The organism is Flavobacterium sp. YO12 (genome assembly GCF_004119495.1).
In the GTDB taxonomy this organism is placed as follows: domain Bacteria; phylum Bacteroidota; class Bacteroidia; order Flavobacteriales; family Flavobacteriaceae; genus Flavobacterium.
Genome location: NZ_NRQU01000007.1, coordinates 104,393 through 126,383 on the forward strand (window position 1 = coordinate 104,393; position 21,991 = coordinate 126,383).

Genomic DNA, 21,991 nt, shown 5'->3' on the forward strand with positions numbered 1-21,991 from the left:
ATTGGAATGAAAATTAATTTATCTCAAGATTGGCAAGGCGTTTTAAAAGACGAAATTCAAAAGCCTTATTTTTCTACATTAATGGAGGCTTTGGATACTGAGTATAAAACACATACTTGTTATCCTCCAGCTGAGTTGATTTTTTCGGCTTTTAATAACTGCAGTTTTGCCGATTTGAAAATTGTAATTATTGGTCAAGACCCTTATCATGGAGAAGGAGAAGCCAATGGTTTAAGTTTTTCGGTAAATGATACGGTAAAAATTCCGCCGTCACTTCGCAATATTTTCAGAGAAATAAATACTGATCTGGATTCGATTTTTATGCCGTTATCAGGAAATCTTGAAAAATGGGCAAAGCAGGGAATTTTACTTCTAAATGCTTCGCTGACAGTTCGTAAAGACAGTCCAAATAGTCATAAACATTTAAAATGGAATCTTTTTACAGATGCTGTAATTCAAGCTGTTTCAGACCAAAAAGAAAATGTCGTTTTTCTGTTATGGGGAAGTTTTGCTCAGAAAAAAGGATTAAAAATAGATCGCTCTAAACATTATATTTTAGAATCAGGCCATCCGTCTCCTATGAGTGCAAATCAAGGGAAATGGTTTGGAAATAGACATTTCAGTCAAACAAATGCTTTTCTAAAATCAAAAGGGATTAAAGAAATAGAATGGTTGTGAGATTGATCTTGTCATTTCTCCTTTGTCGAAATGACAGAAGCTCGGTAAATTTAAATTTTACAGACTAGTGATCTGCTGGTTTCTTTGTTATTTCTTCTAGTACAGCTTTCTTTTCGTAGTTTACTACTTTTAGAATAATCTCTTGATTTTTAGCTGTTTTTCCTTCAATAATGTATATTTTTCCGTTTTTGAACGGAACATTACTTTGGTCAAAATCTACATCGCCATAGGTTAATGTATTTTTTACATCGGCAGTATCAACCCATTTTTCATTTAAGGTCTGAACGGCCTTATCAGAATATTGAAAAGGTTTTGTTCTTAAATCATTTAAAACTCTGGCATTTGGGAAATAGTTGCAACGAGTATCTTTACCACTAAAAATAAGGGCTACAACAAAACAACCCATTACTAAACCAATCAAATAATATGCAAAACGGTGTACGAACTTCATGAAATAAAATTTTTGCAAAGGTACATTAAAGTTCCTTTAAAATACAAGTAAATTAATATCGTTGTCTGGCAGATCAAACCAGTCGCCAATTGCTTTATTTGTTAGAATTCCGTGGTATAAGTAAATTCCGTTTTTAAGCCCTTTGTTGCATCTTATAGCACTCTCTAATCCTCCGTTTTCAGCAATTTGATGAAGATAAGGAGAAAGTATATTACTTATTGATAATGAGGCAGTTTTTGAGTAACGGGAAGGAATGTTTGGCACACAATAATGCAAAACATTGTTTTTAATAAAAGTAGGCTTTTCGTGTGTTGTTACTTCAGAACTTTCAAAGCACCCGCCAGTGTCGATACTAACGTCAACGATAACGGCACCTTTTTTCATGTGCTCTACCATAGTTTCGGTAACAATAATTGGGCAGCGTTCTTTGCCTCGCATGGCTCCAATGGCAACATCACAACGTCTTAAAGCTTTTAATAATGCTTTTTGTTGAATTGTAGAAGTAAAAATACGCTGGCTTAAATTATTCTGCAGTCGGCGTAATTTAGTGATAGAATTATCGAATACTTTTACATTTGCGCCAAGTCCTATTGCAGTTTTTGCAGCAAATTCGCCAACGGTTCCCGCTCCTAAAATTACGACTTCGGTAGGAGGAACGCCGGTAATATTACCAAATAAAAGTCCTTTTCCAAATTCAGTTGTAATCATTAATTCGGCAGCAATAAGTATTGAAGCTGTTCCAGCAATCTCACTTAAAGATTTTACAGCGGGATAAGTGCCGTCTTCGTCTTTTATATATTCAAAAGCTAATGCTGTAATCTTTTTTTGCGCCAAAGCTTCAAAATAAGATCTTTTTTTGTTTTTAATTGAATTGCCGAAATGATAATAGTTTCTGGATTTATCATTTCGATTTCGGCTAAAGTAGGCGGTTCTACTTTTAATAAAAGCGGACAACCGAAAACTCTTTTGGTGTCTTTAGTGATTTCTGCACCAGCATCAGAATATTCTTTGTCCGTATAACTCGAACTTTCTCCAGCTCCAGATTCTATCATTACGCGATGACCTTCATAAGTTAAAGAATTCACGGCATCGGGAGTCAGACAGATACGTCTTTCCTGATAGCTGGTTTCTTTTGGAATTCCTATAAAAAGTTCTCTTTTAAAACGACCAACCTCAAGTTTTTCTTCTTGTGGAATTAATTGTTGCTTTGTAAACGGAGTTAAGGTAATTGACATGAGTTATGCAAAAAATTAAGAGTACAAATTACGTAAAAAGTTTTAGAATTAGTGTAAAAATTCTGCTAATACTAAGGTCAAATGTTAAGATATTATTTTCTCCATTTTAATATCGGCTCTTTTGTAAACCCCTGCTTCTAAAGGGATTTCTGCGAAACCAAATTTTTTGTACAAATGAATTGCAGGAAGTAAAGTTGTATTAGAGTATAAAAAGAGTTTTTTTATGTCATTTTCTTTCGCAATATCGATACAATGTTCAAGTAGTTTATTGCCAATTCCTAATCCTTGCGCAGTATCAGAAACAGCCATTTTGCTTAATTCGAATGTTGAATCGTCAACTTTTAGTAAAGAAACCGTTCCAATAATTTCGTCGTTGTATTTTGCGTAGAAAATCATTCCGCCTTTGTCAATAATTTCTTCTTGCGGATTTGAAAGCGTTAATTCGTCTTTTTCCTCTACTTTAAAATATTTGGTCAGCCAAGCTATATTTAAAGTTTTAATGTGCTCTTTCAGATCTTGTGAAAAAGGGATGATTTCTACAGTATTCTTCATTCTGTTTTTTGTGCTTCTTAAGTTCGAATCATTACATATTTTTAAGAGAAAAATTTACGGCAAAGATTCTTCAAAGGTATTTTAAGTTTTTTAGACCAATTTTAATTCTCTTTTTCCGTCTGCCAATAACTCAATTGTAATAGTTGATGTGTCTTCAGGAAGAAGACTTGCAATTTTTTCAGACCATTCTATAAAACACCAGTTTCCAGAGTATAAATAATCATCAACACCCATATCCAGAGCTTCAGTTTCTTTATTTAAACGATAAAAATCAAAATGATAAACGATCTGATTATTAGAAGTATAGTATTCGTTGACCAATGAAAAAGTAGGACTGCTGGTAGCGTCTTTAACACCTAAATTTTTGCATAACTCCTTGATTAAGGTAGTTTTTCCAACGCCCATTTCACCATTAAAAAGAATGATTTTTTTAGGATTTGAATCTAAAATTTGTTTTGCTGCTTCTTGAATTTGATCTAGAGAAAAAACGATATTCATTGTTATGTTATTTTTGCCACGAATTTCACAAATTTTCACGAATTAAAATTTACTTTTTTTACATAAAATAAAAATTCATGAAATTCGAGGCAATATTTTTTTATTTCGGGTTAAAGACCAAAAACGGAATAATCATTTCTTCTAGTGAGATTCCCCCGTGTTGATAGGTATTTTTGTAATAACTTACATAATGATTGTAGTTGTTTACATAAGCCAGAAAAAAATCATTTTTGGCAAAAATAAACGAACTGCTCATGTTTATTGCGGGTAAACCAATTGTTTTTGGCTCCTTTACTACGTAAACATCTTTTTGTTCATAGGTTAAGCTGCGACCCGTTTTATAACGCAAGTTTAGACTGGTGTTTTTATCTCCTACAACTTTCGACGGATTTTTGACATTAATAGTTCCGTGATCTGTTGTTAGAATTAACTTAAAACCTAAAAGTTGTGCCTGCTGAATAATTTCTAATAACGGAGAATTTTTGAACCAGCTTAATGTTAAAGAACGATATGCTTTATCATCAGAAGCTAATTCTTTTACCACTTCCATTTCTGTTTTTGCGTGCGACAGCATATCTACAAAGTTGTAAACCACTGTAACTAAATCATTTGTTTTTAAAGCTTTGAAGTTTTCTGCTAATTTTTTACCGCCGGCATAATTGGTGATTTTAAAATAATCTTCTTTAATGTTTAAACCCAAACGTTTTAATTGTGCCGACAAAAATTCTGCTTCGTACAAGTTTTTTCCGCCATCTTCTACATCATTTTTCCAATATTGCGGAAATTGTTTTTCCATATCCAAAGGCATTAAACCTGAGAAAATAGCATTTCTGGCATATTGTGTAGCTGTTGGCAGAATTGAAAAATACGGAACTTCTTTTTCTAATTTGTAATAATTGGAAATCACAGTTTCAAAAGATTTCCATTGGTCGTATCGAAGGTTGTCGATTACAACAAACAGAATTGGTTTGTCTTTCTTTTTAAGTTCTGGAACGACTAATTCTTTGAATAAATTGTGAGACTGAATAGGTTTGTCGGCTTTTGGAGCAAACCAGTCTTCATAATTACGTTCAATGAATTTTCCGAATTGCGAATTGGCTTCTACTTTTTGAGATTCCAGAATTTCAATCATCGCTTGATCGTTGATATTCTCTAGTTTTAATTCCCAAAAAAGGAGTTTTTTATAAAGCTCAATCCAGTCTTCATAAGAATTAACCATCGCTAATTCCATTGAAATTTTTCTGAATTCTTTTTGATAATCTAAAGTGGTTTTCTCTGAAATCAATCTTGAATCGTCTAGATTTTTCTTTAAACTCAATAAAATCTGATTTGGATTTACTGGTTTAATCAAATAATCGGCAATTTTAGATCCAATTGCTTCTTCCATTATGTATTCTTCTTCACTTTTAGTGATCATAATCATAGGAATAGCTGATTTTTTCTCTTTCATTTCAGAAAGTGTTTCCAAGCCGCTCATTCCAGGCATATTTTCATCCAAAAAAACAATATCAAAATTGTCTTCCTCAAATAAAGCAATGGCGTCAAGACCATTATTACAGGTTGTTACAGCGTAATTCTTTTTTTCGAGGAATAATATATGTGGCTTTAAAAGATCGATTTCATCATCGACCCAAAGTATTTTTATTTTGTCCATAAACGAGTTTAATTTTAATGCAATTTAGAAGTATAGAACTTAAAAAGTATTAAAAATAGTATAAAATTAGGAATGTTAATTATAAAATAATTCGGCTTTGATTTTGTTTATTTGTAAATTTCAGGAAAATACTGATGTTAAATCTCGATATTTTAAGTTAAAAACTAAAACCTGTTTATAGTTAATTACTTATATTTGTTGACCAAAAAATAGCCAACTAGTGACTCATTATAACAAGCTTAAAATATTCAACGACCCTATTTACGGGTTTATTTCTATCCCGAACGAACTTATTTATGATTTAATTCAGCATCCGTATTTTCAGCGTTTGCGTCGTATTTCGCAAATGGGAATGTCGTATTTGGTTTATCCCGGAGCAAATCATACCCGTTTTCATCATGCGCTTGGCTGTATGCATTTAATGCAAAAGGCTGTAGATACGCTTAGATTTAAAGGAGTTGCGATTTCTGGAGAAGAAGAAAGCGCATTGTATATTGCAATTTTACTGCATGATATTGGGCATGGACCGTTTTCGCATGCTATGGAAAAAAGTATTGTTGAAGATGTAAATCATGAAGCTATTTCATTGTTATTCATGAATCAGTTAAATGATGAGTTTGAGGGGAAATTAAGTTTAGCCATTCAGGTTTTTAAAGGAGATTATCATCGAAAATTTATGCTTCAATTGATTTCAAGTCAGTTGGATATGGATCGAATGGATTATCTAAAACGTGACAGTTTTTATACTGGTGTTGCCGAAGGAAATGTTAATTCTGAACGTTTAATTCAGATGATGAATGTGGTTGACGGTGTTTTGGTAATTGAAGAAAAAGGGATTTATTCGGTAGAGAAATTTTTACTTTCAAGAAGGTTGATGTACTGGCAGGCTTACTTGCATAAAACAAGTTTGGTGGCGGAGCTGATTTTGATGAAAGTTTTAAAAAGAGCAAAAGAGCTTACATTAAAAGGAGTCAAACTGCCTTGCAGTGAGCCGCTTTTGTATTTCATGCAAAACAAAATTACAATAGAAGATTTTGATGCTGAAAAATTGGATTTGTTTTCTCAATTAGATGATTTTGATATTATAAGTGCCCTTAAGGCATGGCAGAAACAGGATGATTTTATTCTTTCTACTTTAAGTAAAATGTTAATCAATAGAGATTTATTGAAAATTAAGCTGAGTGCAGAGAAAATTCCGATGGAAGAATCACAATCTTTAAAAGAAGAATTTGCTGAGGAACATCATATTTCACAGTTAGAAGCGGGTTACTTTATATTTAGAGGAAAAATTAAGAATCAAGCTTACAGTAAAGAAGCGGAACCGATTCGAATTTTGAAAAAAGACAAAACAATTGAAGATGTTGTAGAAGCCTCTGATCAGTTGAATTTGAAATCGTTATCTAAATTGGTGACAAAATATTACATCTGTTTTCCAAAACAACTTATCTAAAATTAACATTTAAAATCTATTTTTTATATTTTTGTCGCGATGAAATTTACAGCAGAACAAATAGCGGGAATTTTAGAAGGAGAAGTTGTTGGGAATCCCAATGCAGAAGTTTCTAGGCTTTCTAAGATAGAGGAGGGCGAGGAAGGATCGCTTACTTTTTTGGCTAATCCCAAATATATCAATTACATATATACTACAAAAGCAAGCGTTACAATTGTTAACGACAGCTTTATACCTGAGCAGGAAATTACTACAACTTTAATAAAAGTAGAAGATGCTTATGCTTCTTTCTCTAAACTTTTACATTTTTATAACCAAGTAAAATTGAATAAGAGCGGAATTGAAGCGAACTCTTTTATGACAGAAGGAACTAAATATGGTGAAAATCTATATTTGGGCAGCTTTAGTTATATAGGACAAAATGTTGTTTTAGGTAATAATGTAAAAATTTACCCAAACAGTTTTATTGGTGACAATGTAGTTATTGGTGACAATGTATGTATTTTTGCAGGCGCAAAAGTATATTCAGAGACCGTAATTGGAAACAATTGTACAATTCATTCCGGTACTATAATAGGTGCAGATGGTTTTGGTTTTGTGCCAAATGAAGAAGGAGTTTATAGTAAGGTACCACAAATTGGTAATGTTATTATTGAAGATAATGTTGACATTGGTGCTAATACTACGATCGACAGAGCAACTCTTGGTTCTACAATTATTAGACAAGGAGTTAAATTAGACAATCAAATTCAGATCGCTCATAATGTAGAAATTGGTAAAAATACTGTGATTGCTGCTCAAAGCGGTGTTGCGGGTTCTACTAAAATTGGCGAAAACTGTATGATTGGCGGGCAGGTTGGTATAGCAGGCCACTTAATAATAGGGAACAATGTTAGACTTCAGGCACAGTCTGGGGTTGCGAGAAACATTAAAGACGATGAAATTCTGCAAGGAACACCATCACTTGGATATACCGATTTTAATAAATCGTATGTTCATTTTAAAAACTTTCCTAAGATTGTTGCCGAACTGGAAGAATTAAAAAAACAAATAATAAACCCAAAAAATGGAAATAATGGTTAAACAGAAGACCATCAAAAATGAAATTTCACTAACAGGAGTTGGATTACACACTGGAAAAGAAGTTACAATGACTTTTAAACCAGCTCCAATTAATAACGGTTTCACTTTTGTCAGAGTTGATTTGCAAGGTCAGCCAGTCATTGAGGCTGATGCTAATTATGTTGTTAATACACAAAGAGGTACTAACTTAGAAAAATTAGGTGTTAAGATACAGACTCCAGAACACGTTTTAGCTGCATTAGTTGGCTGCGATTTGGACAATATTATTATTGAATTAAATGCCTCTGAACTTCCTATCATGGATGGTTCATCAATATATTTTGTTGAAGCAATTGAAAAAGCTGGAATCGAAGAACAAGATGCCAGCCGTAATGTTTATGTTGTAAAAGAAGTTATCTCATTTACTGACGAAGCAACTGGAAGCGAAATTTTGGTAATGCCAAGTGATGACTATCAAGTAACAACTATGGTGGATTTTGGTACAAAAGTATTAGGTACACAAAATGCTACACTTAAAAGTATAGCTGACTTTAAAAATGAAATTGCTAATTCAAGAACTTTCAGTTTTTTACATGAATTAGAGTCATTATTAGAGCACGGATTAATTAAAGGCGGTGATTTAAATAACGCAATTGTTTATGTAGATAAAGAGATTTCTGAAACTACAATGGCTAATTTAAAGAAAGCTTTTGGTAAAGACGAAATTTCTGTTAAGCCAAATGGTGTTTTAGACAACTTGACTTTGCATTATCCAAACGAAGCTGCTAGACACAAATTACTTGATGTTATTGGTGATTTATCTCTTATTGGAGTTCGTATTCAAGGAAAAATCATTGCAAATAAACCAGGTCACTATGTGAATACTCAGTTTGCTAAAAAATTGGCAAAAATCATTAAAATTGAACAAAGAAATCATGTTCCAGTTTACGATTTAAACCAAGAGCCATTAATGGATATCCATAAAATTATGGCAATGCTTCCTCACAGACCTCCATTTTTGTTGATTGACAGAATTATCGAAATGTCTGATCGTCATGTGGTTGGTTTGAAGAATGTTACTATGAATGAAAATTTCTTCGTAGGTCACTTTCCTGAAGCTCCAGTAATGCCGGGTGTTTTAATTGTTGAAGCAATGGCACAAACAGGTGGAATTTTAGTATTAAGTACAGTTCCAGATCCTGAAAATTATTTAACATATTTCATGAAAATTGACAATGTTAAGTTCAAGCACAAAGTATTGCCAGGCGATACACTAATTTTCAAATGTGAACTTATTTCTCCTATCAGAAGAGGAATCTGCCATATGCAGGCAAATGCTTACGCAAACGGAAAATTAGTTACCGAGGCAGAATTAATGGCACAAATCGCAAGAAAACAATAATAAATAATCAATTTTATTGTTTAGGTTTACTGCCCCAAATTAGATTATTTTAATTTAAAATATAAAACATAGATGAATCAACCATTAGCATATGTTCATCCTGGCGCTAAAATCGCTAAAAACGTTGTAATTGAGCCTTTTACAACAATTCACAATAATGTTGTTATTGGTGATGGTACTTGGATTGGTTCAAATGTAACCATCATGGAAGGTGCCCGTATTGGTAAAAATTGCAATATTTTTCCTGGTGCTGTAATTTCAGCTGTGCCGCAGGATTTGAAGTTTGGCGGCGAAGATTCTCTTGCTATTATTGGAGATAATTGTACCATTAGAGAATGTGTTACTATTAATAGAGGTACAGTTGCTTCTGGACAAACTATTCTGGGTAACAATTGTTTAGTTATGGCTTATGCGCACATTGCGCACGATTGCGAAATTGGTAACAATGCCATTATTGTAAATGGAGTTGCTTTAGCGGGTCACGTAGTAGTGGGTAATCATGCTGTAATTGGAGGTTTAGCAGCTATTCATCAATTTATTCATATTGGAGATCATGCCATGATTTCAGGTGGTTCATTGGTTAGAAAAGATGTTCCGCCTTATACAAAAGCGGCAAAAGAGCCATTGTCTTATGTTGGAATTAACTCTGTTGGTTTAAGAAGAAGAGGTTTCAGTACAGATAAGATCAGAGAAATTCAGGAAATTTACAGAATTCTATATCAAAAAAATTACAATACAACACAAGCTTTAAGTATTATTGAAGCCGAAATGGAAGCTACTCCTGAGAGAGATGAAATTCTAGATTTTATTAGAAATTCATCACGAGGAATTATGAAAGGTTATTCAGGAAACTATTAAAAATAAAATTTAATTGTTTATTTGTATAATCGTTTAGTCGAAACAAATAAACGATTAAGCGATTGAAAAAAAATTAAATAAAACAAAAACAAATGGCATCTACATCAGATATTAGAAACGGATTGTGTATTAAATTTAATCACGATATCTATAAAATCATTGAATTTCTTCACGTAAAACCTGGAAAAGGTCCAGCTTTCGTAAGAACTAAATTAAAAAGTTTAACAACAGGAAAAGTATTAGATAATACATTTTCTGCTGGACATAAAATCGAGGATGTTCGTGTTGAAACACATACTTTTCAGTTTTTATATGCTGAAGGAGATGAATTTCACTTCATGAATGCTGAAACATTTGAGCAGATTTCTTTAAACAAGAACATCTTAGATGCGCCGGGATTATTGAAAGAAGGAACAAATGTGATGGTTCAAATTAATACTGAAACAGATTTGCCTTTATCAGTAGATATGCCTGGATCTGTAATTCTTGAAGTTACTTACGCAGAGCCAGGAGTAAAAGGAAATACAGCTACAAATGCAACTAAATCTGCTACCGTAGAAACTGGTGCGTCAGTAAATGTTCCGTTGTTTATCAACGAAGGAGATAAAATTAAAATTGATACAGCTTCAGGTTCTTACATGGAGCGTGTAAAAGAGTAAATTATTAATTAAGATAATTTGTCAATGAGTCAATTAGATAATTTATGAATAAACATAATTTTGAATATTCATTTTCTATTTGACTCATTTTCTAATTGACACATTTTCTAATTGACAAATTTTCTAATTATAAAATATGAAATTTCCAAAAGTTCACTCTTTAGAAGAAATTGCAAATTTGCTTAACTGCGAATTTATTGGTGATAAAAACTTTCCCGTTTTAGGCATGAACGAAATTCATGTTGTAGAACCTGGAGATATTGTTTTTGTTGACCACCCAAAGTATTATGACAAAGCTTTACAATCTGCTGCGACTATTGTTTTAATTAATAAAGAAGTTGAATGTCCAGAAGGTAAAGCTCTTTTAATTTCTGATGACCCTTTCAGAGATTTTAATACCTTAACCAAACATTTTAGACCTTTTCAAGCGACAACTGTATCGATAGCACTTTCTGCGACTATTGGAGAAGGAACTGTTATTCAGCCTAACTGTTTTATTGGAAACAATGTAACTATTGGTAAAAACTGTTTAATACATCCAAACGTTACTATTTACGATCATACCGTAATTGGAGATAATGTTATGATTCATGCAGGAACTATATTAGGAGCAGATGCTTTTTATTATAAAAAACGCCCTGATGGATTTGATCAGTTAATTTCTGGCGGCAGAGTGGTTATTGAAAACAATGTTGGAATAGGAGCACTTTGTACAATTGACAAAGGTGTAACTGGAGATACAACTATTGGAGAGGGAACAAAGCTGGATAACCAAGTACATGTTGGACATGACACAGTTATTGGTAAAAAATGTTTAATTGCTTCTCAAACTGGTATTGCCGGCTGTGTAATTATTGAAGATGAAGTGACTATTTGGGGACAAGTAGGTACAACAAGCGGAATCACAATTGGAGCAAAAGCGGTTGTAATGGGGCAGACTGGTGTTACGAAATCGGTAGAAGGAGGTAAGTCTTACTTCGGAACACCAATTGAAGAATCAAGAGAAAAGTTAAAACAATTAGCCAATATCAAAAAGATTCCTGAAATTCTAACTAAATTGAAGTAATATGTCTATAAAAGAGTTTGTTCAAAAATTTTATAAGTCGGATGCCTTAATTGATAGTGAAATTCTTAAAACGTATCTCCATCCTGAAGTTATTTTAGAATGGAATAGCAGTAAAGGATATATTGAGATGAATCATGACTCAATGCTGGAAATGGCCAATGAGCTAAGTCGAGCTTATGTTCGTTCAAAAGTGCGAATCAGCCATATTATTGCCGAAGAAGATCTAGTTTCAGTACGTTATTCTCACTATGTAAAAACAATTGAGAATCCTCGTGAAGAGATGCTGTTGGCGCATTTTTCTGCATTTTGGCAGATAAAAGATGACAAACTTTATAGAGGTTATCAGATGAGTCAATTTTCTTAATATTTTTTTGACAATAAAAGAGGCAAAATACATTACAAAACCTTATTTTTGCAACACAATTTTAAAAACTACATAAAATATATATCATGAGTGTTTTAGTTAATAAAGATTCCAAAATAATTGTTCAAGGATTTACAGGGAGCGAAGGAACTTTCCACGCTTCTCAAATGATTGAGTACGGTACTAATGTTGTTGGTGGTGTTACTCCAGGAAAAGGAGGAACGAGCCATTTAGATCGTCCAGTTTTTAATACAGTAAAAGACGCTGTTGATCAAGCTGGTGCTGATACATCTATCATTTTTGTACCGCCTGCTTTTGCTGCAGATGCAATTATGGAAGCTGCTGATGCTGGAATTAAAGTAATTATTGCTATTACAGAAGGAATTCCTGTAGCAGATATGATTAAAGCAAATAATTATGTTAAAGAAAGAAATTCTAGATTAATTGGACCAAACTGCCCAGGAGTTATTACTCCAGGTGAAGCTAAAGTTGGTATTATGCCAGGTTTCGTTTTCAAAAAAGGTACAGTTGGAATTGTTTCTAAATCAGGAACTTTAACTTACGAAGCTGCTGACCAAGTTGTAAAACAAGGTTTAGGAATTACTACAGCTATCGGAATTGGTGGAGATCCAATCATTGGAACTACAACTAAAGAAGCTGTTGAATTATTAATGAACGATCCAGAAACTGAAGTAATCATTATGATTGGTGAAATTGGAGGTCAATTAGAAGCTGATGCTGCAAGATGGGTAAAAGCTGATGGTAACCGTAAGCCAGTTATTGGTTTTATCGCTGGAGAAACTGCTCCTGCTGGTAGAACAATGGGTCACGCAGGTGCTATTGTTGGTGGTTCTGATGATACAGCTGCTGCTAAAAAACAAATTATGAAAGACAACGGTATTTATGTTGTTGATTCACCAGCTGAAATTGGTAAAAAAGTAAAAGAAGTACTTGGATAATCTTCAAGTTATTTAAAATAACAAATTCCAAAAAAGTCTCAATATTTTGTTGAGACTTTTTTACATTTTTAAAATGTTGGAATATAAATTAAAAACGGAGCAACTTTGTGTCTCAGTATCTTAGAAGCTTAAAAATAAAAAACGATGAGTAAAGAATTAGAAAAGTTTAAATCAAGTAATAGTTTTACTTTTACTGTTAATGATAGTTTAGAAGAAGTTTGTAATGCTCCTGAGGGGAGTGCTGGGATTTTTGTGGTTTATGAAATTGACGGAGATTCAAAGGAATTAATCATGGCAGGTTCTACAGGTACTGTGCAAAACGACGGAACACTTAAAAGCAAAAGCGGAGGATTATATGATAAAATTGTAAATGGACATCAGTTTGCAAAAACAGGAAGAAAATACTCTTGGCCGGCGCAAATGAAATTAGAGAATATCTCTGTTCTTGAAGTAGTTTGGTATGAAACTTTTAATGCAGATGTAAAAGCAATTCCAACTGCTGTTGAAGGACAAGTTTTACAAAATTTCTTAGATGAAAACGGAAAATTACCAAGATGGAATGTAGCTTTCTAAAAGTCATTTCGTAGTTTAAATTATAGAAGCCTTACTTTTTAGTAAGGCTTTTTTATTGAGTTGATGTAAAATTTTCGAGTAGTTTAAATCTTACTTTTTGTTGTTTTGAAAGAATGGATATTTTTTTAACATTTATTTAAGAACGCTGACGCAGTCTAAGTTAAGGGCATTTTTTGTATTAAGAAACCGCGTCGTTTATGTAAAATAATTGGTTTTAAATATTTGCTTTTATATATTTAGCGAACAAAACAAAAATTTAATGTTAAAATAATGTGTTCTCTGCATTAATAAAAAATGTCTTCTTGTTTAGATAATAATTGTCAATTATGAAAACCCGAATCTTACCAGTCAATTCTATTGATGACAATACACTTTGGAATGATTTAAAAATAGGAGATGAGAAATCATTTTCACTTCTGTTTGAAAGACACTACAGCGATTTGGTGAGCTACGGGAACTCGCTTTCTCCATATGCAGAAAAAGTTCAGGATTGCGTGCAAGATGTATTTACAGATATTTGGCTTTATAGAAATTCATTGCAAGGCTCAGTTGTAGTAAAAGCCTATTTGTTATCAAGTGTAAGAAAGAGAATTGCTCGATTGTACGAACGCGATCATATTTTTAGAAAAACAGCAAGCACAGATGCTGTTGAGTTTTTATTAGAATTTGCTGTCGATAATGAACTTTTGGACGATGATTATGTTACAAAAGAAAAAGTAGTTCATTTGAATAAATTGCTCAACGAATTACCTCCAAGACAAAAAGAAGCCCTTTATCTGCGTTACCATCAGGGTCTTAGTGTTGAGCAAATCGCCGAAATGCTGGATATTAATTATCAATCTGCAAATAACTTGCTGCACCGTGCTTTACTTACTCTTCGTAAAGAATGGAAGGGTAGTTTAACTATTATTACAATACTGTTTTCAAGCACTTTTTAAATAAAGTAAAAAAAATAAAAAAAATCACAATTTAGTGAGTATATAATAAGAAAGCTGTCCTCTATGTTTTTGTAACCTTATTTTTAGATGCAAAAACGTAACACATATACCGAAATAGAAGATTTTTTATCTGATGAATCATTTCAATCCTGGATTCTATTTAAAATAGATCAAGATGGATGGGAGGAATGGACTTTAGAAAGTCAACAGAGAGCAAAACTAGTAGAAGATGCCAGGTTAATGCTTCTTTCTATGAAAGTTCCAGAAAGTGAACTTACAAAATCTGATATTCACAGAGCGTTACAGAATACTTGGATAAAGATTCGTGAAAAAGAATCTCAAAGCGCACAACAAGATTCAAAAATTACTTTTTTTAGAAGATATCTTTTTTCTGGAATTGCGGCATCTTTTCTTTTGTGCTTGATGTCTGTTTGGTGTTATAATCAATATTTTAAATCCGAAAGTAAAATAGTTACTTACAAAGAACTTATCGATGATAATAATGAAGGTTTGGTAGAACAGACTAATAATTCTAATAAACCGCAAATTATCACATTATCAGACGGCAGCTCTGTTTTATTGCAGCCAAATAGTAAATTAAGTTACCCTAAAATCTTTACCGGAAACGAAAGAAAGGTGTATTTATCCGGCGAAGGTTTCTTTGAAATTAGTAAAAATCCTCTTAAGCCTTTTTACGTTTATGCGAACGAGATTGTCACCAAAGTTGTAGGAACTAGTTTTAGAGTTAAAGCTTATTCTGATCAGCCTGATGTTGAAATTCTTGTTCGTACCGGTAAAGTTAAGGTAAAATCAAACGATATGATTTCTAAGTCAGATCAACAAGAGATTGTACTGCTTCCAAATCAAGCTTTACGTTTTTTGCGTAATGATTTGAAATTTAATAAAATAACTGATATTACTCAAGATGTAGTACTTGCAAAGAGTGTTGGTAATATTGAACAGTTAAGCTTTGAATTTAACGATATCCCAGTTTCTCAAATTTTTGAAACAATTGAGCAAGCTTATTTAATTGATATTGATTATCCAAAAGATAAATTAAAAGATTGTCATTTAACCACTTCATTGAGCGATCAGCCTTTAACCGAAAAATTAAAAATTGTTTGTAAAAGTATCGGGAATAGTACAAGTTTTGAAATGAACGGAAATCAGATAATTATAACATCCCAAGGCTGTAATTAATCTTTAATGCAACTGTAATTGCATTTAGATGTTTTGTCACTAATCGGAAATTTTTCGATGTAAAAACTTTCAGTTGTGAAACTAATTGTAGTTTATTTCATATTTAAAAATATAAACAAAAAGACCAAAAACTAAACCAACCAAAAAAAATGAAACTGCCTATGTGAAAAAGAATGCTGTAAAAAAAAGTGCCGCGATGCTGTAACACCACGACACTTATTAAATTGAATTTTCTCTCTGTAAAGAGTAATTCATTCGTTTCTTAGAATACACTCGAATAAGTATTAATCAAAACAAATCAAAATTATGAAAAAACCAGTTGTTAAACAACGATTACTCTATAGAATCATGAAAATAACACTATTTCAGTTTGTCTTAGCACTTGTGTTTTCAAGCTTTGCTATGGCAAATAATGTAAATGGGCAAAAGAAATTAGATACAAAAGTTACAATTACAGTTGAGAATTTGACTCTTGATAGTGCTTTGTCTAAAATCGAAAAGTCTGCACATGTAAAATTTTCGTATAATTCACGACTTCCTCAATTGAGCCGAAAGGTTAGCATTGAGGCAAATCAAGAGACTTTATCTAGTATTCTTAGTCGAATATTAGTTCCCTTTAATATTGCGTTTTCAGAAGTAAGCAATCAAATTATCTTGCAAAAAACGACAAGCGAAGATCCGTTTGCAAGTGCAGATAATCATGATTCACTTTTTGAAGTATTAACTGCAGGACCAATTATCAAAGGAAAAGTAACTGATGCGAGCGGAAGTCCTCTTCCTGGTGCAACAGTAATGGTAAAAGGAACAAAAACGGCTGTATTAACAGATTTTGATGGTAATTTCTCTATCGAGATGCCTTCAAACTCTGATAAGCTTGTTATTTCTTACGTTGGTATGGAAACTAGAGAAATAGGTATATCTAATACTACTCCAACGGTAGTTCTTAGTGAAGTAGGACAAAACTTAAAAGAAGTTGTCGTAACTACAGGTTATGAGAAAACATCAAAAAGAACCTTTACAGGGGCAATCAGCAAAATTTCTGGTGCTGAATTGAAAGTTGATGGTGTTGTTGACGTAAGCAGAATGATCGAAGGAAAAGCTGCAGGGGTTACAGTACAAAATGTTACAGGAACTTTTGGTACTGCACCTAAAATTACGGTACGTGGATCATCTTCTATTTTTGGAGATACTAAACCACTATGGGTAATTGATGGAGTTGTTCAAGAAGATATTATCAATTTATCGTTCGCGGATTTAGCTTCAGGAAATTCTGAAACATTGTTAAGCTCTTCGGTTGCGGGATTAAATGCAAACGATATTCAAAGCATTGAAATTCTTAAAGATGCATCTGCAACTTCTATCTATGGATCAAGATCATTAAATGGTGTTGTTGTTGTAACTACAAAGCAAGGACGTAGAGATTCTCCATTAAAAGTAAGTTATGGTTTAGAGCAAACAGTAAGAGCAGTACCAAACTACAGCCAATATGATATTTTGAATTCTCAGGAGTCAATGAGTATTTTTAAAGAAATGGAGTCTAAAGGGTATTTAGATCTTCCTTCAACGGTAAATGGAAGATATGGTGGAGCTTATAATATTTTAGGGCGTGCTATTAATACTTATATTCCTGAAACTGGTGGTTATTTAGTAAATAATGATCCGGTTAGTCGTAACAATTTTTTAAAGAAATATGAATTAGCCAATACAGATTGGTTTAATGTGCTTTTCAGACCATCGATCACTCAAAATCATTCCTTAAGTTTTTCTGGAGGAGGAAAAAATAATACATTTTATGCCTCTTTAGGATATTATACAGATCCGGGATGGACTATAGCTGATGATGTAAAACAGATTTCAAGTAATATCAAAGGGACATTTTATGTAAATGATAGATTAAATATTACACTTTCGACTCTTGCGTCTATTCGTGATCAAGGTGCCCCTGGTAGTTATGAAAGCGAAAAAGATGTTGTTTTTGGTAAAGTAACACGTGATTTTGATATTAACCCATTCAACTATGTTTTAAATACAAGTAGAACTTTGAGACCTTATGATGAGAACAGAGAACTGGAGTATTACAGAAACAACTGGGCAAAGATGAATATCATCAATGAGTTAAAAAATAACTATATGGAAATTGAAGTAAAAGACATTCGTTTTCAATTAGATTTAGATTATAAAATTAATAAACATTTAACGTATAACTTAACAGGTTCTGCTCGTTATGCAAACACAAGCCGTGAGCATAAAATTTTAGAAGGTTCAAATGTAGTAGGAGCTTATAAAGCGGGTACTCCTGAAGGTGAAGATGGAGTTAATACATTAGTTAGAGATCAAAACATCTTTTTGTATCAAGATCCTAATGATTTAACAGCTCCAAAAGTTTCAGTATTGCCAAATGGAGGTTTTCTTAGAAAATTTACAAATGATTTAACTTCTTACAACCTAAGAAACAGTGTTAATTATAGAAACACATTCAATGAAAAACACGAATTAGAAGGTTTGTTTGGAACTGAAATGAGAGTTGTAGACAGAACAAGTGATAATTTTACAGCTGCAGGTTTACAATACGACAGAGGTTTAACAGCATTTACAGATCCAAGAATAATCGAAAAAATAATAAACGGAGGAGATTCGTATTATGGCTTCAACGAAGAAAAAGAAAGAACAGTAGGTTTCTTCGGAAAAGTTGGTTACACTTATGATCGTCGCTATACAGCTTCTGTAACAGGTCGCTATGATGGATCTAACAGACAAGGAAACAGCGATTCATCAAGATGGCTTCCAACTTATACTTTTAGTGGAAAATGGAATGTTGCTGAAGAAAAGTTCATGAAAGATGTTGAATCGGTAAACACTTTAGCGCTTAGAGCATCTTATGGTTTAACAGCTACTGCTGGTCCGGCAACTAACTCATTGGCAATCTACAAAAGCTTTATCACAGATCGTTTTCTTCTTGATGACAGGGAATCTGGAATTAGAATTGATGAGTTGCAAAATGGTGACCTAACTTGGGAAAAACAGTTTGAAACAAATATTGGGGTTGATCTTGGAATGTTTAACAACAGATTACAGCTTACAACAGATGTTTATCGTCGTCAAGCATTTGATCTAGTGGATTATGTGATTACTTCAGGAATTGGGGGTCAAAGAATTAGACAAGGAAATAATGCTGATATGGAAACGGAAGGTTTAGAGATTGGTGTAACTGGGAAAATTCTAAGTTCTCCGAGTTTTAATTGGTCTTCTACAGTTAATTTCTCGGTATTTACACAAAAAATTACAAGATTGCAAAACACTCCAACAGCTTTTGATTTAGTTGATCCAAATGGAGGAAACACACTTAGTCATCCAAGAAACTCAATCTATTCTTATCAGTTTACAGGATTAAACAACCAAGGTTTACCAACATTTATCCTGCAAGATGGTGCAGAGAATAATATTACGGGTGCTAATTTTCAAGATAATATTGATGTAACAAAATATTTGAAATATGAAGGTTCAATTGAACCGAATAAATCAATAGGATGGGCTAATACATTTACTTATAAGAATTGGTCATTATATGTGTTTTTTGTAGGCTCAGGAGGAAATAAAGTTCGTTTAAATCCTATTTATGATAGTGCTTATGACGATTTAACAGTTTTTACTAAAGATTTTACAAATCGTTGGATAAATCCAGGGGATGAAAATCATACTAATGTTCCTGTAATTGCAGACAAGCGTTTGAATGCAAATTACGACGGCGAACGTACTCTTGCAAGAGCATATAATACTTATAATTACTCTGATGTTCGAATTGCTGATGGTGATTTTGTGAGATTAAAAAATATCTCTTTGAGCTGGGAGTTTCCTAAAGATTTTAAAAGAAAATTAGGACTTAGCACTTTTACGTTAAAAGGTTCTGCTGTTAACCCATGGTTGATTTATTCTGATAAAAGATTAAACGGCCAAGATCCTGAGTTTCGTAATTCTGGAGGAGTTGCATTACCAGTAACATCTCAATACACATTTACTTTAAATCTTTCATTATAATAGTCAAAAACATGAAAAACTTAAAAATAACACTATCCCTATTAATACTTATTTGTATTACTGGTTGTGATGATTTTCTTTCGGAAAAACCAGATAACAGAACTGAAATAAACACGCCTGAAAAAATATCAGAATTGTTAGTTGAAGCTTATCCTCAAATGAGTTATTTTGAGATTGCCGAAACAATGTCTGATAACGTTTTTGACAGCGGACTGCCGGAAACAATAAGAAAAAATGAACAAAACTATAACTGGGAAATTCAAACAGAAGCAACAGAGATCGATACTCAGGCTTATTATTGGGATGCTTGTTATAGAGCTATTGCACATGCAAATAAAGCTTTACAGGCAATTGATGAATTAGGAAATACATCAAATTTGAACCCACAAAAAGGAGAAGCATTAATAGCAAGAGCTTATTCTCATTTTATGTTAGTTTCACTTTGGGCCAAACGTTATAATCCGGCTACAGCAGCTACAGATTTAGGAGTTCCTTATGTAACAAAACCAGAAACAGAATTAGTGACTAAATACAAAAGAAATACAGTTGCTGAAGTTTTTGATTTTATAGAGAAAGATCTTGAAGAAGGTTTAAAATATGTAACAAACAATTACAAAGAACCTAGATTTCACTTTAACGTAAATGCTTCAAAAGCTTTCGCCAGCAGATTTTATTTAATAAAAGGAAATTGGGATAGAGTAATTGAATTATCTAATGACTTAGGTTCAAAACCAGAAGGAAAACTTAGAGATTATTCAGCTTACGAATCTTTAGGTGTAGAAGATCAGCAGTTAAAGTACTCAAGCAGCGCTGCCGAAACAAATTTATTGATCGTTTCTGCAAATACAATTGTAAGCAGAGTATATCATTTAAACCGTTTTAACCTTTCAGGTGCGCGTCAGCCAGAAGTTTTTGGCCCGACCACAAACCTTTTTGGAAAACCATATTATTACAACCTATATTCATCAAACAGCAGTATAACTTTATTTGTGCCTAAATTTTATGAGTATTTCAAATATTCAAATGTAACTGCAGCAATTGGAGAACCATTTGTCGCTGAAGTTTTATTAAGCAACGATGAATTCTTCTTAAACAGAATTGAAGCACATGTAATGAAAGGGCAAACTGCTTTAGCAAACGATGAATTAGAATATTTCTTAGCAACAAGAACACCAACCTATGCCCCAACAGATAAATTAACGGAAGCAAAAGTAGTTGCTAAATTTCCAGTGGTTGCAAATGAATATACGCCATTCTATGCAATGACACCAGTACAGACATCGTACATAAAAGCAATTGCAGAAACAAGAAGAAGAGATTTTATACACGAAGGACTTAGATGGTTTGATATTAAACGTTTTAATATTGTTGTAAAACACGAAACGGCAAACAAACCAGTAAATACATTAGCTAAAGATGACAACCGCAGAGCTTTGCAAATTCCATTGCATGCATCAAGTACGGGCGTTGAACTGAATCCTAGATAATCTTAAAAGTAAAATTATGAAATTATTAAAATATAATAAAATTGCGATTTTAGCAATAGTTTCTACAGTACTAGTTTCATGTGGAAGTGATGAAATGCCGGGAGAAAGCCAGTTAGACTATACACAGCCAATAAAAACGGAGCTAGATAATTGGATTACAACAACCTATTTAAATCCATACAATATTAATGTGCAATACAAATGGAATCAAAATACAGTAGATAACAGTCGTTTTCTTTTTCCTCCATTAACAGAAAAAGTGCAACCAGCACTTGAAATTGTGAAAACAATATGGCTTAATAGTTATTTAACGATTGGAGGTCCAGATTTTGTAAAAAAAATTGCTCCAAGAGAAATTGTTTTAATAGGCGGTGTGAATTTAAATAGTGTAGGAACCAGAACTTTAGGTTTGGCCGAAGGAGGGCAGCGTGTTACATTATTCGAAACCGATTATATAGATCAAGACAATAGAGAAAATGTATCAGAGTTTGTACATACAATTCAGCACGAGTACATACACATCTTAAACCAAAATAAACCATTTGATGAAAAAGCGTGGAAAACCCTGACACCAGGTGGTTACACAGCAGATTGGTACAATTATGAGATACCAGAATCAAATGAACTTGGGTTTATAACCAGTTATGCAAGATCAAACATCAATGAAGATTTTGCCGAAACTGCATCTATGATCTTAATTTATTCAAAAGCTGAATATGCGGCATTTTTAAAAGGTATTAAAAGTCCAACCGCTTTAGCCGCATTAAAAGCAAAAGAAGCAATTGTAGTAAAATATTTTAAAGACGCTTTCAACATGGATTTCTATGCTTTAAGAGATGAGGCAGAGAAAAATACAAGTGCAGTAATAAA

General features: G+C 32.8%; 19 protein-coding genes and 1 pseudogene. 15 read left to right on the forward strand and 5 right to left on the reverse strand.

Annotation, left to right across the window (positions count from 1 at the left end):
* Positions 1-6: 6 nt before the first annotated feature.
* Positions 7-678, forward strand: coding sequence for a uracil-DNA glycosylase (locus tag BOW55_RS03795; protein WP_129023039.1), 672 nt, complete (start codon positions 7-9; stop codon positions 676-678).
* Between the two features lie 64 nt (positions 679-742).
* On the opposite strand, the gene BOW55_RS03800 is transcribed toward BOW55_RS03795, so the two are convergent.
* From BOW55_RS03800 to BOW55_RS03820, 5 genes and pseudogenes are all read right to left on the reverse strand, one after another.
* Positions 743-1,129 (reverse strand): DUF4258 domain-containing protein, encoded by a 387-nt coding sequence (locus tag BOW55_RS03800; protein ID WP_129023040.1) that lies wholly within the window; start codon positions 1,127-1,129, stop codon positions 743-745.
* Between the two features lie 36 nt (positions 1,130-1,165).
* Positions 1,166-2,364: pseudogene (locus BOW55_RS03805) on the reverse strand (alanine dehydrogenase).
* 84 nt (positions 2,365-2,448) lie between these two features.
* Positions 2,449-2,916, reverse strand: coding sequence for a GNAT family N-acetyltransferase (locus BOW55_RS03810; RefSeq protein ID WP_129023041.1), 468 nt, complete (start codon positions 2,914-2,916; stop codon positions 2,449-2,451).
* Between the two features lie 90 nt (positions 2,917-3,006).
* Positions 3,007-3,414 carry a tRNA (adenosine(37)-N6)-threonylcarbamoyltransferase complex ATPase subunit type 1 TsaE gene (tsaE, locus tag BOW55_RS03815; protein ID WP_129023042.1) on the reverse strand — a complete coding sequence of 136 codons (408 nt, stop codon included), beginning with the start codon at positions 3,412-3,414 and terminating at the stop codon, positions 3,007-3,009.
* A gap of 100 nt (positions 3,415-3,514) precedes the next feature.
* Positions 3,515-5,068: a bifunctional response regulator/alkaline phosphatase family protein gene (locus tag BOW55_RS03820; RefSeq protein WP_129023043.1), complete on the reverse strand. Its 1,554-nt coding sequence runs from the start codon at positions 5,066-5,068 to the stop codon at positions 3,515-3,517.
* Positions 5,069-5,288: 220 nt separating this feature from the next.
* On the opposite strand from BOW55_RS03820, the gene BOW55_RS03825 reads away from it, so the two are divergent.
* The 14 genes from BOW55_RS03825 to BOW55_RS03890 form a co-directional block, all read left to right on the forward strand.
* Complete coding sequence (locus BOW55_RS03825; protein WP_129023044.1) at positions 5,289-6,518, forward strand: HD domain-containing protein; 1,230 nt, start codon at positions 5,289-5,291, stop codon at positions 6,516-6,518.
* Positions 6,519-6,557: 39 nt separating this feature from the next.
* Positions 6,558-7,601, forward strand: coding sequence for a UDP-3-O-(3-hydroxymyristoyl)glucosamine N-acyltransferase (gene lpxD, locus BOW55_RS03830; protein WP_129023045.1), 1,044 nt, complete (start codon positions 6,558-6,560; stop codon positions 7,599-7,601).
* Positions 7,594-8,982: a bifunctional UDP-3-O-[3-hydroxymyristoyl] N-acetylglucosamine deacetylase/3-hydroxyacyl-ACP dehydratase gene (locus tag BOW55_RS03835; RefSeq protein ID WP_089055598.1), complete on the forward strand. Its 1,389-nt coding sequence runs from the start codon at positions 7,594-7,596 to the stop codon at positions 8,980-8,982. Before lpxD ends, BOW55_RS03835 begins: the two co-directional genes overlap by 8 nt.
* 72 nt (positions 8,983-9,054) lie before the next feature.
* Positions 9,055-9,840 carry an acyl-ACP--UDP-N-acetylglucosamine O-acyltransferase gene (lpxA, locus tag BOW55_RS03840; RefSeq protein WP_089055487.1) on the forward strand — a complete coding sequence of 262 codons (786 nt, stop codon included), beginning with the start codon at positions 9,055-9,057 and terminating at the stop codon, positions 9,838-9,840.
* Between the two features lie 92 nt (positions 9,841-9,932).
* Positions 9,933-10,499, forward strand: coding sequence for an elongation factor P (gene efp / locus BOW55_RS03845; protein ID WP_089055486.1), 567 nt, complete (start codon positions 9,933-9,935; stop codon positions 10,497-10,499).
* A gap of 136 nt (positions 10,500-10,635) precedes the next feature.
* Entirely contained in the window at positions 10,636-11,565 is a 930-nt protein-coding gene (locus tag BOW55_RS03850) for a UDP-3-O-(3-hydroxymyristoyl)glucosamine N-acyltransferase (RefSeq protein WP_089055485.1), read from the forward strand.
* 1 nt (position 11,566) lies between these two features.
* A complete protein-coding gene (locus BOW55_RS03855; protein ID WP_089055484.1) occupies positions 11,567-11,929 on the forward strand; it encodes a nuclear transport factor 2 family protein in 363 nt (120 codons plus the stop codon).
* Between the two features lie 86 nt (positions 11,930-12,015).
* On the forward strand, positions 12,016-12,888 hold the full coding sequence (gene sucD / locus BOW55_RS03860; RefSeq protein ID WP_089055483.1) for a succinate--CoA ligase subunit alpha: 873 nt from the start codon (positions 12,016-12,018) through the stop codon (positions 12,886-12,888).
* A gap of 144 nt (positions 12,889-13,032) precedes the next feature.
* Positions 13,033-13,461, forward strand: a complete 429-nt coding sequence (locus BOW55_RS03865) for a hypothetical protein (protein ID WP_129023046.1) — start codon at positions 13,033-13,035, stop codon at positions 13,459-13,461.
* Between the two features lie 326 nt (positions 13,462-13,787).
* Entirely contained in the window at positions 13,788-14,399 is a 612-nt protein-coding gene (locus BOW55_RS03870; RefSeq protein ID WP_129023047.1) for an RNA polymerase sigma factor, read from the forward strand.
* Between the two features lie 87 nt (positions 14,400-14,486).
* Positions 14,487-15,599 (forward strand): FecR family protein, encoded by a 1,113-nt coding sequence (locus tag BOW55_RS03875; protein ID WP_129023048.1) that lies wholly within the window; start codon positions 14,487-14,489, stop codon positions 15,597-15,599.
* A 306-nt stretch (positions 15,600-15,905) separates the two neighbouring features.
* Positions 15,906-19,634 carry a SusC/RagA family TonB-linked outer membrane protein gene (locus tag BOW55_RS03880; protein ID WP_129023049.1) on the forward strand — a complete coding sequence of 1,243 codons (3,729 nt, stop codon included), beginning with the start codon at positions 15,906-15,908 and terminating at the stop codon, positions 19,632-19,634.
* 11 nt (positions 19,635-19,645) lie between these two features.
* Complete coding sequence (locus BOW55_RS03885) at positions 19,646-21,121, forward strand: RagB/SusD family nutrient uptake outer membrane protein (RefSeq protein WP_129023050.1); 1,476 nt, start codon at positions 19,646-19,648, stop codon at positions 21,119-21,121.
* Positions 21,122-21,137: 16 nt separating this feature from the next.
* Positions 21,138-21,991, forward strand: an 854-nt coding sequence (locus tag BOW55_RS03890; RefSeq protein ID WP_129023051.1) for a substrate import-associated zinc metallohydrolase lipoprotein, incomplete at its 3' end; no start/stop codon positions are given.